Genomic DNA, 12,047 nt, shown 5'->3' on the forward strand with positions numbered 1-12,047 from the left:
AATAATAAAATAAAGGAAGTTAAAATAAAATTAAAAACTTACTCTCATAAGCAAATATTAGTATCAATCTTAATTAAAGTTTAATCATAAGCCTTTTTTGAGTTTGCGAATCAAAAATCTTGCAGGGTGAATAGCGTGGATGTATTTTTTTTCTAAACACAAGGGTTCATTATTTATCAATGCACACAAATACCTTGCCGCTAAAACACTTGTGCTAAAACCCCTTGATCCATGAGCAAAATTAAAATACAAATTACAAGACATTTTAGCTGGTTTTTGCTCCTTGTTTTTTGTCCATAATAAAGCTTTATATTCTTCTTTATAAAACACTTCATCATAAGCATTTCCAACTATCATAAAGCGATCACTCGAATAAGATCTAAAACCTACCTTAGAACCTATGATTTCTAATTTTGTATTTTTATCTATAAATTCGGCTATATTTTCTATATTTTGTTTATCATCTTCTTCTTTTGATTCTAAACTTGTATCAAGTCTATCATAACTTGCTCCAATCACTTGCAAATCATCTTTTATAGGACAAATATAAGCCTTAGAAGATAAAGGAAATGGAGAGTCTAAAAAAGGTTTTAGATGTGTAACTTGACCTCTTACTTTGCTTAATTTCATCTCATCATAAAAAACAAAATCTTTTGTATCTGCACCCATAGCATAAATCAAAACCGCATAATCACTTTTAACAATATCATTTTTAAATTTTAAAGTAAAACACTCATTTTCAAATTTATAAGCTTGAAATTCATGATTAAAATATATACAAGCTTTACTTTTTTCAAAAAGATTTTTAACCAAATTTTTTGGAAAAATCACTCCACCCTCTTCTAAAAAAGCTTGATTTTTTGAAATTTTAAACAAAACATTTTCTCTTTGTGTGTCAAATCTTTCTTGCATCAAATCATTATGTGCAAACTCCACCACACCCTTAAATTCTAAATCTAAAATTTGTCTATAAAAACGGCTTGCTTCTATAAAAGAAAGCTCTGAAAATTCCCCTAAATTTACCTTAGGCTTTAAGATTAAAGAGCTTAAAATTCCACTTTCATTTCCACTTGCACCCTTGCCTAGTTCTAAATGTTTTTCAAAAACATCTATTTCAAAACCCCTTAAACTAAGCTCATAAGCTAGAACAGCACTTGATATACCCGCACCAATAATAGCTACTTTTTTATTTTTTAAAAATGAAAATGTTCTTGAAAAATACGCTTCTTTATCTTTAAACTCAAGCTCATTTTCCAAATAAGCTTTAATCATTTCTCTTTTTCTAAAACCTTTGGTTTTTTCTACTCTAAAGCCATATTTTTTTAAATTTTTTTGCAAAAAACTTGCCGAAGAAAAGGTGCAAATTTGTGTATTTTTTTTAGAAAGTCTTGCCACTTCAAAAATTAAATTTTCATCAAACATTTGCGAGTTTTTATTTGGAGAAAATCCATCTAAATACCAAATATCAGCTTTAAAATCCAATTCTTTTAAAATAGCAATATCTTCAAAAACAAGGTCTAAAAAACAATCTTCAAAATAAAAACGATAAATCCCTTCTTTAGCCTTAGGATAAAATTTTAAAAATTGCTCTAAAAGCTCTTTAAACTCTTCATAAAATCCTAGTTTTTGGTAAATTTCTCTTAATTGTTCTTTTTCGATATAAAAAGCTTCTATACTGATATAAAAAAGTTTTTTGGGACGCTTAAAAGGAGTGGTTTCTAAAAAGCGTTTCAAAGTAAGAAAAAAATTTAAACCTATACCAAAACCACTCTCTGCGATAATAAAATTTTCTTGATTTTTCCATTCAAAAGAATGAGTATAAACAAATTTGCTTTCATTTAAGCCATCTTTGGAATTAAAATAAAAATCATCAAAATCCAAAGAAAAAGGAGTATTATCCTTAAAAATTAGCTTAGCTTTTTTCATCGGTTGTTATAAAAATAACTCTCAACTCCATCAGCAATACCCTTAACCAATAAATCTTGAAAAGCTTTATTGGCGATTCTTTTACCTTCATTTGGATGTGTAATATAGCCAATTTCAATCAAAATTGCAGGCATTTGCGCACCCACTAAAACCCAAAAAGGTGCTTCTCTTACACCGCCGTCTACAATTTTATACTTTTTGCGTGTTTGAATGAGTATATTTTTTTGTACATCAATGGCTAGTTTATTTGAAGCAACGATTTTTTCACGATTTAAGAAATTTAAAATACTTTGTTTTGAGAAATAATTAATCTCTTCAAAATCTCCTTGATTTTCTTTTTCTGCTGCTTTTTTACTTCTTTCGCTTCTTGCAGGACTTAAAAAGAAAGTTTCCACGCCTTCGCTACTTTTGGCCTTGGCAGCATTGGGTGCTGCATTAGCATGTATAGAGATAAACAAATCCGCTCTTTTATCATTAGCATATTTAGTTCTATCGCGAAGATTGATAAATTTATCCGAACTTCTAGTGTAAAGCACTTTATAACCGCGTTTTTTAAGTTCATTTCCAAGTTTTAAAGCCGCGCTTAAAACTATATCTTTTTCTTTTAAACTTCCTTTTTTATCACTTAGAGCACCGCTATCTTTTCCACCATGCCCCGCATCGATAACTATAAGTTTTCCTGATTTGTATCTCGTACTTAAGGTTTTATTAAAGCTTTGAGTTGCTTTTTTATCTACACTTTGACTTGAAGTTTGCGCATGAAAACCTAAAGTGAGATTTTTATTATCCAACTTTTTTAAAAGTTTAAATTCTTTAGGAGCACTCAAAACCACACGAACAATTTTTGGATTATATTGCGTAACGACAATTGTATTTTGTCCAAAGGTAAAGCTTTTTCTATTACCTTCTAACACACCTTTAAAACTTACAATATATCGGAATTTTTGATCTTTGGTTTCAAATATTGCTATTTCTTTTTCATCCAAATCATCGCTCAAATTTAACACCACAGCGTTAGAAATTTTATCCACATCTAAAACATATAAAGGTCCTTGATCTTCTTTTTCGTTATTGGTTTTTTTATCTTGTTTTTTTATTTCTAAAACTTTGGTTTTAATTTCTGTTTTTTGATCTTGCTTTTTCTCTGAAATTTTACTAACTTGCTCAGTCTTTTTTTGGCTAGTAATTTCTTTTGAAAAAATTATTTTTTCTTCTTTAAAAGATATTTCAATAGGAATTTTTTCTTTAGCATAAACCACTATGCGTATGGTTTTGGGATTAAATTGTGAAATCACTAAACGATAGTCATCAAATTTAAACTCTTTTTTACCTCCTTCTAAAACCCCATCAAAATCACTAATAAAACGATAGTTTCCTTTTTCATCTAAAGCAAAACTTTTTAATTGATTCTTATCTAAATTTGTATTTAATTCAAGCTCTACACCTTGGCTTGTTTTACTTGACTTTAAAACATAAATTTTATCATCACTTTTTGTTTTAGAAACGATACTACTCTTTGGCTCTTGTGAAGTTTTAGAATCTATTTTTTCTATATTTTTTATTTGTTCATTAGGTGATTTTTTTTCACTTTTTTGAACTGTTTTTACAGGTTTAAAAGTTGATTTTTCAGTATCTTGAGAAATATTTTGAACCTTAATATCTTTAATAACAGCCTTTCTTAAAGCATTGATACTTGCTTCACTTATACCACTTTCTTTTAACTCATTAGCATATGACTTGTCGTCTAAATTTAAAGTATTTGAACTGATGATCAATCTTTTTAAGATTTCAATTTTAGTTTTTTCATCTTCATTGATAACACTTTGTATATAAAGGCTTTTTAGCTGATGATGAAATTTTACTTGCACTTCGCTTTTAGAACTGATAAAATTTTTATCGAAATTTGCAAGTTCATTTTCATAAGCTCCAAAAAGAGTTGTGAAAACAAATACTAAAAATACAAAAATTTTAGCCATTATTCACCATTAACCAATTTTTCCATAAGTTCTTTAACGCTGATAAGTTTATCTAAACGATATCCATTTGCACCTGTAAAGAAAAGTCCTGTTTCTTTTTTACCTGACCACGCATCAAAAAGCCTATCTGCTATACAATAGCCTACTTTAGTCGCCTCTTTTCCGCGTCCACAAGGCGCTACACAATTGCTTATACAATTGATCTTTGGACCCATTCTTTTATCTACCAAATTTAAAAGATTGGTTCTAACTCCACGAGCAGGATAGCCCACAGGAGATTTAATAAGCTCTATATCTTCTTCTTTAGAAGCTAGCAAAACGCTTTTAAACTCTTCACTTGCATCACATTCAAAAGTTCCTATGAAACGCGTTCCCATTTGAACACCACTAGCTCCTAAAGAAATAGCGTTTTCTATATCTTTTTTATCCCAAATTCCACCTGCAGCAATCACAGGAAAAGATCCCCAATTTTTAGCCTCTTCTACCACAGGAGCGATTAATTTTTCTAGCTGATAATTTGGATCTAAGCACTGCTCATAAGTAAAACCTTGATGACCTCCACTTTTTGGCCCTTCTAAAACCACTGCATCAGGTAGGCGGTTGTAACGGCTTTGCCATCTTTTGCAAATAATTTTTAAAGCCTTTGCAGATGAAATAATAGGCACTAAAGCCACATCAGGAAAATCTACAGTAAATTCAGGTAAATTTGTAGGAAGTCCAGCGCCTGAAACAATCACATTAAAACCAACCTCACAAGCATCGCGTGCTATTCTTGCATAATCATTACTTGCACACAAAATATTACACCCCAAAGGAGCATCGCCGCAAACTTTTCTTGCATTATTAATTAAAGCTTGCAAACCCTTGCGTGAGTAAAAATTTTCACTTCCATAAGGCTTAGCGTTTAATTCTTTACTTGCATACTTTCTTTCTTCATAATATCCTGTTCCCACAGAAGAAATGATCCCAAGTCCACCATTTAAAGAAACTGCAGAAGCTAATCTATCCCAGCTTATGCCTAGTCCCATTCCCCCTTGAAAAATGGGATATTTTATAGTATGTTTTCCTATTTGTAAGGGTTGTAAATTCATTCTTTTACCTTTAATTTTGCAAATTTTCTTTTACCTATTTGTAAGATGTATTCTCCTTGTTCTAAATGCATTTGCTCGTCGCTAACTTTTTGAGAATTTACACTTACTGCATTAGCACCGATGCTTCTTCTTGCTGCAGAAGTAGAGCTTTCCAAACCACATTCAACCAAAGCCTTAGCAAGCCAAATTTTTCCTTGTATTTCAAACTCAGCCATATCGCTTGGTAAAGCATTTTGAGAATGAATTCTATCAAATTCAGATTTAGCATTATTAGCCTCTTCTTTGGAGTGAAAACGCTCCGTAATCTCTAAAGCTAAATTTTCTTTAGCTTTTTTAGGATGTAAATTGCCTTGTTCTATGTCTTTTTTTATTTGCGCGATTTCTTCTAGGCTTTTTTGACTTAAAAGTTCATAATATCTAAACATCAATTCATCACTAATACTTAAAATTTTAGCATACATATCATTAGCTTTTTCTGTAACACCAATGTAATTATTTAAGCTCTTACTCATTTTGTTTACACCATCTAAACCTTCGAGCAAAGGCATCATAATCACAGCTTGTTCTTTTCCTATATTATAAACTCTTTGAAGCTGTCTTCCCATTAAAAGATTAAATTTTTGATCCGTTCCACCCATTTCAATATCGCTTTTTAAAGCCACGCTATCATATCCTTGAAGTAAAGGATATAAAAACTCGCAAATCGAAATAGGGCTTTGCTCTTTAAATCTCTTGGTAAAATCGTCACGCTCAAGCATTCTAGCTACACTAAAAGTTGAAGTAAGCTCTACTATACCCGCGGCTCCAAGTTCATTAAGCCAAGTAGAATTAAACTTAATCTGTGTTTTTTCTTTATCCAAAACCTTAAAAACCTGTGTTTCATAAGTTTTAGCATTGATTAAAACTTGCTCTTTATCCAGTTTTTTACGCGTTGCACTTTTTCCACTTGGATCGCCAATTTGTCCCGTAAAATCTCCAATCAAAAACTGCACAATCGCTCCATGTTTTTGCAAAAAAGCCATTTTTGTTAAAACCACGCTATGGCCTAAATGTAAATCAGGTGCTGTAGGATCAAATCCTGCCTTTATAAAGAAATTTTCACCCTTTTCATAATAATTTTTAATTAATTTTCCTATTCTTTCTTCATCAATAAGCTCTGCACAGCCACGCTTAACTTCTGCTAATATTTTTTTTATATCCATAATAAACCTTTTTAACCTTCTTTATAAGCATCATTTAAAGATGTAAAATCTAAAATCTTACAACGAGATTTTAACCTATCCTTGACACTATCTGGGTTGATATTATCAGGAATTTCCATTGTAATCTCAAAATAATCTACCGCCGAATTTAAATCACTTGATAAATTAATTGTTAATAAATTTATCTGCATTTTAGCTAAAAATGCCAAAAATTCCGCTAAAACACCTTTTTTATTTTCCAAAGAAAAAATCAATTTATAAGATTTAGGGATATTAGAATCCCATTTTATAAATACCATATCTTGATTATTATCTATCATTTTATCGGCTCTATCGCAAAGCTTATGATGGACAATAGCGTTACCACCTTTAACAAAAGCTAAAACAGCATCACCTCTTTTTGGATGGCAACAAAAATCAAAATCCACATTAGCAATTTTATGGTTACAATATAGAGTAAAATTTCCTATTTTTTGTTCTTTAATCTCATATTTATCAAACCAATATGACTTCTTGGCGTATTTTTTAAGACCATTGACTATATCTTTCAAATAAGCACTATCTGTTGCTACTTGTCTAATGCGTCTGATTAAATTTTCTTTTTCTATCCAAGTTTCAATTCTGTTTTTATCAACTCCAAAAATAAAACTTAATATATTAATAGAACTTGCTAGATTAATCTCTCTGATTTTTTGCTTACAAAATTCCCTTATACTTGCTTTTGCTTTTCCTGTTTTAACACTATCTATCCAAGAACAGCGATAAAATTTATCATTGCTAGTAACCACTCGCACAATATCGCCATTTTTAAGCTCAGTTAACAAAGGCACTTTAATACGATTTACATAAGCGCTTTTTGCATGAAGCCCTACTTTGGTATGCACTTCATAAGCAAAATCAAGAACCGTTGCACCACGAGGTAAAGTGAAAATTTCTCCCTTAGGAGAATAAACTGCAACATCTTCAACATAAAGACTATCTTTAGCATATTCATAAAGTTCAATAGCATTGTAATCTTCTGCATTTTCAAGATTGTTTATACTTTGCATTGAAATATCTGTAAGCCAATCAAGACGAGGTGCAACCACGCTGCCATCTTCTTTATATTTCCAATGCGCTGCTATACCAAATTCCGCAATTTTATGCATATCAAAAGTTCGAATTTGCGCTTCTATAATACTTTTAGTATCAAAAAGTGTGGTATGTATGGTTTGATAACCATTTTGTTTAGGCAAGGCTATATAATCCTTAAAACGCGAAACCAAGGGATTAAAATGCGTATGTAAAATTCCCAAAGCCAAGTAACAATCACTTACTTTTTCAACCAAAATTCTTACCCCAAGTAAATCAAGAACTTCTTCAATACCAATGCCTTTTCTTTGCATTTTAAGATAAATAGAATAACTATGCTTAATGCGTTTTTGAATTTCAAAACTACCTTGTCTAAAGCCATTGCTCAAAAATAAAAGTTCGATTTTGGAAATAAATTCATTTAAACCTAATTGCATTTCTTGATTATTGGAATTGATATAATTGTCAATAAGCTTATACTCATCTGGCATAAGATATTTAAAGCTAAGATCTTCTAAATAATTTTTTATGCTTGAAATACCAAGTCTATGAGCTATTGGAGCATATACAACTAAAGTTTCTTCGCTGATTCTTTTTTGCTTATCTTCTCTTAGAATATCAAGAGTAAGCATATTATGCAGCCTATCACATAACTTCACAATCAAAACCCCAACATCTTCAATGCTTGCTAAAAGCATATTTCTGAAAGTCAAGGCTGATTTAGTTAAACTTTTTTTAGATTTTGATGAAATGAGATTATCTTCTCTAATTTCTATAATTTTAGTAAGCCCTAAAACAAGTTTTAAAACCTCAGAACCAAACTGCTCTCTAAGTTCTTCTTCGGTGCAGTTTGTATCTTCGATCACATCATGCAATAAAGCAGCTAAAATATTGCTTTTATTTTCACTTAAAAATCCAACCAGTGTTGCTACTAAAATAGGATGTACCGCATAAGGCTCTCCACTTTTTCTAAACTGCCCTTCATGGCAAAATATACAATAATCTACTGCTTTTTCAAGAATGGCATCATGGCCACAAATTTCGAAAAGTAAAGCCTTAGCAACTTCTAAATCTTTACAATTTTTTACATTATCGATTAATTGTTCAAGTAATAATTCTTCATCGATTGGTTTCAACTAAACCCTCTAAAGTGATTTTATTTTCTGCAATTTCATATAAAGCTATATCTGCAAGTTTATTTTTATTTTTATCAAAATCCACTAAAGGAGTCGCACCATTTGCTAATTGCTCTGCTCTTTTTGCCACCACTAAAGAAAGGCGATATCTATCATTACCCATTTTTTCCAAAGCTTTTGCCGCTACTTCTTCTATTCTTTTATCCATAATTTTCTCCTTAATTATTTTTAACGATTGAACAAAGGCTAGTATCACCTTGTATGATTTTAAGTAAATTACCCTCTTCAAACATATTACAAACCACAATAGGAAGTTTGTTATCTTTAGCTAAAGCTATAGCTGTATCATCCATCACTTTAATATTATCTTGCATAGCCTCATCATAACTTAAAGTATTTAAAAATACTGCATCATCAAATTTTTTTGGATCTTTATCATAAACTCCATTAACTTTTGTAGCTTTTATTACCATATCTGCATCAATTTCTACAGCTCTTAAAATAGCTGTTGTATCTGTAGTAAAATAAGGATTTCCAGTGCCTGCAGCAAAAACCACAACACGACCCTTTTCTAAGTGTCTTTGCGCTCTTCTCATAATATAAGTTTCACAAAATGCTTCCATCTGAATGGCGCTTTGAACCCTAACTTCAAGTCCAGAGCTTTCCAAAGCTTCTTGTATAGCAATAGCATTGATAACTGTAGCAAGCATTCCCATATGATCTCCACTTGTCCTTTTAATCAATCCGCCCTTAGCAGCACTTACTCCGCGAATAATATTACCACCGCCTATAACTATGCCTACTTCTATTTGATTTTTTATAAGTTCTTTAATCTCTGAAGCTATGAATTTTAAAATAGAATTTTCTATACCAAAGCCATTTTCACCTGCTAAAGCCTCTCCTGAAAATTTTACTAAAACTCTTTTTCTCTCTTGCATTATTTCTCCTTATTTAACTTGAAATTATATTTTAAATTCCATTAAATTTAGCTAATTTAAGCTAATGAGTTCCAAAGGATTGATATGAAAATTTTTTTGAGTTACTTCAAAAGTAAGATCATTTTTTATTCTACCCACTACGGCACCTTTTTTAATATTCTTACCAACTTTAATATTAGGAGCAATCTTATCTAAATGTGCATATATTGTATGTATGCCATTATCATGTTCAACAATAACAACTCGAGCTAGCATGCTAGTATCTTTGGCAAAAACTATTTTTCCATCTAACACATTTTTAACAACTGCATCACTTTTATTACTTCTTAAAACTACATTCTCGTTAAAAATTTTAAGATTATAAACAGGATCAACATAATTTCCAAATTTTTGCTTCACAGTAAAAGAATCTAATGGAGCTATGGTTTTTTTTCCTGTGTAACGCTTGACTGAACCTCCTTGATAGCTTGAACCTAATTGCCTTATTTGTTGATTATTTTTTACTATTTTAGTATCATTTTTGCTTGAATTTACATTTTCTTTATCATTAATAATTTTTAATTGATTTAATGTTTTTCTAAGCTCTTCTTGCTGAGCTTGTAAGTCATCAAGTTTTTTTGCATATATGGTTCGATCTGTTTTTTGTTTATTAATTTCGCTAATTTGTTTTTGTTTTAAACTTTGAAGTTTAGCTAATTGAGCGTTGTAATCCTTAAGACTATCATTGATTTTCTTAATCTGAGCTTGTTTATCATCAATAAGCCTATTTACTCCCTCATAATCTTTAGAAATTTTTAAAATTTCTTCATTTAAAACTTTGTTTAAACTTCCTAAAATTTCAAAAGCCATAAAACTTTCTTCACTTTCAATATAGCCTTGAGGGATAGGTAAATCATAAGCAAAATCTTTAGCCATTAAAGATATAAGCTTACCTTCCATATTTGATTTACTTTTAAGCAAATCTTCATTTTGGCTTGTAAGGGTGTTTAACTCTTGATTTTGAGCCTTAGCACTTGCTTCAAGCTTAGAAGTTTGTGAATTTAAGCTTTCAATTTGTAAGCTTAAGTCTTTCAAACTTTTTTCACCATTTAAAATATCACTAGCCAAATCTTCAAGTTTTTTGTTTAGCTGTTCTTGTATACGTTTATTTTCTTCTAAACTTTTTGTTTTTTCATTTATAGCATTTGCTAAACTTATATCAACAAATAAAAAAAAACAAAAAAAGATAAGAATATTTTTTCTCATCTTTTAACCTTAAACATAACCGTATTTACACACAACAAGCAAATAAACAAAGTAGCTAAAAAAATTAAAGTCAAATGTAAAATAAAATTAATAGGTGGAAAAATAATATCTACAGCCTTTAAGCTTTCTTGGATAATAGAAAGATCAAAAATTTGGGTAAAAAAGGCAAGCAAAATAATAAAAGCAATAAAACAATCAACCACAACCACCTTATAAAGCATAAAAGATCTAAACCAAAACGGAGCTCCAAATAAACACATAATTTCAATACGATCGGTATGTTCATAAAGCCAAATTCTCATCTGTTTTAAAAACAAAACAAAGGCAAGTAAAATAATGATAAATAAAAATAACCAAAAAACAAATTTCATCAAAATAAGTAAGGAATATATCTTATCATGGGTTTTGGAAAAAGTTTCAACCTTGCTAACACCTACAATATTTAAAAGTTGATTTTTAATTGAATTTAGTTCATTTTGATCAGGCAAAGAATTTAATTTTAAAGTATAAAATTTTGGCAGAGAATCTTTTAAAACTTTCAAATTCTTTTCAGAAACATCATTTTTCAAACGATCGATTAAATCCTTAGGATCTAAAGATTCAAGTCCAGCAAAAAATGGTACTTTTGTTTTTACCACATTCTGATCAAGTTCAGTTTTACTGACAACTATAATATTATAATCTTTATTAACAAGTTCTTCATAATGTTTTAAAGTTGCATTTGTAATCAAAATAAACTCAAAAGCAAACATCATAAACAATAAAGATAAAATTAAAGATAAATGTGTTTTAAAAAATTTCATTCATTTTTCCATTTTCTATATTAAAACGACGATAATCCACTCTTAAATTGCTAGGAATTCTATGTGTTACCACTATAACACAAGTTCCTAAAAGTTCTCTAGCAGACTTTAAAAGAGTCCATATAATATCAGAAGAATACTCGTCCAAATTTCCCGTTGGCTCATCGCAAAGCAAAAGCTTTGGATTATGAGCTAAAGCCCTAGCCATAGCGACGCGTTGTTGCTCACCACCACTAAGTTGATTAGGCAATTTATCTGCTTTAAAAGTTAAATTTACATGCTTTAAAAGCTTAGCAGCTTGATCATGGCATACTTTTTTACTATAACCTTTAATCATTAAAGGCAACATAACATTTTTTTCAACACTATATTCTTGTACAAGTTTATAATCTTGAAAAATAATCCCTATTCTTTGACGCAATTTTAAAAGTTCTAAATTTCCAATTTTATTCATCAAAGATCCACATACTTCAAGCTTGCCAGAAATAGGTTCTAAATCCCCATAAAAAGACTTTAAAAGCGTACTCTTGCCACTCCCACTTTTACCCGTAATAAAAACAAAATCATCATCCTTAAAAGCAAAACTCGCTTCTTTAATAACTAGTTCATCATAACCTAAAGTAAGTTTATTTGCTTGGATTAAATTAGGCATCCTTTTT

The 12,047-nt window shown here is 30.1% G+C and carries 10 protein-coding genes; all 10 read right to left on the reverse strand.

All coding sequences use genetic code 11. The annotated features are described in order from the left end of the window. Window positions 1-84 precede the first annotated feature (84 nt). From mnmC to AJ881_RS07010, 10 genes are read right to left on the reverse strand one after another with little or no spacing between them, the layout of a single operon-like run. Window positions 85-1,926, reverse strand: coding sequence for a bifunctional tRNA (5-methylaminomethyl-2-thiouridine)(34)-methyltransferase MnmD/FAD-dependent 5-carboxymethylaminomethyl-2-thiouridine(34) oxidoreductase MnmC (mnmC, locus tag AJ881_RS06965; protein WP_070252802.1), 1,842 nt, complete (start codon window positions 1,924-1,926; stop codon window positions 85-87). Then, window positions 1,923-3,902 (reverse strand): N-acetylmuramoyl-L-alanine amidase, encoded by a 1,980-nt coding sequence (locus tag AJ881_RS06970; protein WP_070283086.1) that lies wholly within the window; start codon window positions 3,900-3,902, stop codon window positions 1,923-1,925. Before AJ881_RS06970 ends, mnmC begins: the two co-directional genes overlap by 4 nt. Then, the gene (locus tag AJ881_RS06975; protein ID WP_002861964.1) at window positions 3,902-4,993 is read right to left on the reverse strand and encodes a nitronate monooxygenase; all 1,092 of its coding nucleotides are present in this window, start codon (window positions 4,991-4,993) and stop codon (window positions 3,902-3,904) included. Before AJ881_RS06975 ends, AJ881_RS06970 begins: the two co-directional genes overlap by 1 nt. Beyond that, window positions 4,990-6,195 (reverse strand): tyrosine--tRNA ligase, encoded by a 1,206-nt coding sequence (tyrS, locus tag AJ881_RS06980; RefSeq protein WP_070283085.1) that lies wholly within the window; start codon window positions 6,193-6,195, stop codon window positions 4,990-4,992. The genes AJ881_RS06975 and tyrS overlap by 4 nt, the downstream gene beginning before the upstream one ends. A gap of 11 nt (window positions 6,196-6,206) precedes the next feature. Continuing rightward, window positions 6,207-8,402 carry a RelA/SpoT family protein gene (locus AJ881_RS06985; RefSeq protein ID WP_070283084.1) on the reverse strand — a complete coding sequence of 732 codons (2,196 nt, stop codon included), beginning with the start codon at window positions 8,400-8,402 and terminating at the stop codon, window positions 6,207-6,209. Next, window positions 8,386-8,610: a DNA-directed RNA polymerase subunit omega gene (locus AJ881_RS06990; RefSeq protein WP_002853464.1), complete on the reverse strand. Its 225-nt coding sequence runs from the start codon at window positions 8,608-8,610 to the stop codon at window positions 8,386-8,388. Before AJ881_RS06990 ends, AJ881_RS06985 begins: the two co-directional genes overlap by 17 nt. Before the next feature lie 10 nt (window positions 8,611-8,620). After that, the gene (gene pyrH, locus AJ881_RS06995; protein WP_002861967.1) at window positions 8,621-9,340 is read right to left on the reverse strand and encodes a UMP kinase; all 720 of its coding nucleotides are present in this window, start codon (window positions 9,338-9,340) and stop codon (window positions 8,621-8,623) included. A gap of 51 nt (window positions 9,341-9,391) precedes the next feature. After that, window positions 9,392-10,585, reverse strand: a complete 1,194-nt coding sequence (locus AJ881_RS07000) for a murein hydrolase activator EnvC family protein (protein WP_070283083.1) — start codon at window positions 10,583-10,585, stop codon at window positions 9,392-9,394. Beyond that, window positions 10,582-11,388 (reverse strand): FtsX-like permease family protein, encoded by an 807-nt coding sequence (locus AJ881_RS07005; protein WP_044779023.1) that lies wholly within the window; start codon window positions 11,386-11,388, stop codon window positions 10,582-10,584. The genes AJ881_RS07000 and AJ881_RS07005 overlap by 4 nt, the downstream gene beginning before the upstream one ends. Further along, window positions 11,375-12,040, reverse strand: a complete 666-nt coding sequence (locus AJ881_RS07010) for a cell division ATP-binding protein FtsE (RefSeq protein WP_002856386.1) — start codon at window positions 12,038-12,040, stop codon at window positions 11,375-11,377. Before AJ881_RS07010 ends, AJ881_RS07005 begins: the two co-directional genes overlap by 14 nt. Window positions 12,041-12,047: the final 7 nt, after the last annotated feature.

This window comes from Campylobacter sp. BCW_6460 (assembly GCF_001762705.1).
GTDB lineage: Bacteria > Campylobacterota > Campylobacteria > Campylobacterales > Campylobacteraceae > Campylobacter_D > Campylobacter_D jejuni.

Bases quoted from the DNA above. Each gene is read 5' to 3' on its own strand.
- mnmC (WP_070252802.1), bottom strand. From the start codon at position 1,926: ATGAAAAAAGCTAAGCTAATTTTTAAGGATAATACTCCTTTTTCTTTG.
- AJ881_RS06970 (WP_070283086.1), bottom strand. From the start codon at position 3,902: ATGGCTAAAATTTTTGTATTTTTAGTATTTGTTTTCACAACTCTTTTT.
- AJ881_RS06975 (WP_002861964.1), bottom strand. From the start codon at position 4,993: ATGAATTTACAACCCTTACAAATAGGAAAACATACTATAAAATATCCC.
- tyrS (WP_070283085.1), bottom strand. From the start codon at position 6,195: ATGGATATAAAAAAAATATTAGCAGAAGTTAAGCGTGGCTGTGCAGAG.
- AJ881_RS06990 (WP_002853464.1), bottom strand. From the start codon at position 8,610: ATGGATAAAAGAATAGAAGAAGTAGCGGCAAAAGCTTTGGAAAAAATG.
- pyrH (WP_002861967.1), bottom strand. From the start codon at position 9,340: ATGCAAGAGAGAAAAAGAGTTTTAGTAAAATTTTCAGGAGAGGCTTTA.
- AJ881_RS07000 (WP_070283083.1), bottom strand. From the start codon at position 10,585: ATGAGAAAAAATATTCTTATCTTTTTTTGTTTTTTTTTATTTGTTGAT.
- AJ881_RS07005 (WP_044779023.1), bottom strand. From the start codon at position 11,388: ATGAAATTTTTTAAAACACATTTATCTTTAATTTTATCTTTATTGTTT.
- AJ881_RS07010 (WP_002856386.1), bottom strand. From the start codon at position 12,040: ATGCCTAATTTAATCCAAGCAAATAAACTTACTTTAGGTTATGATGAA.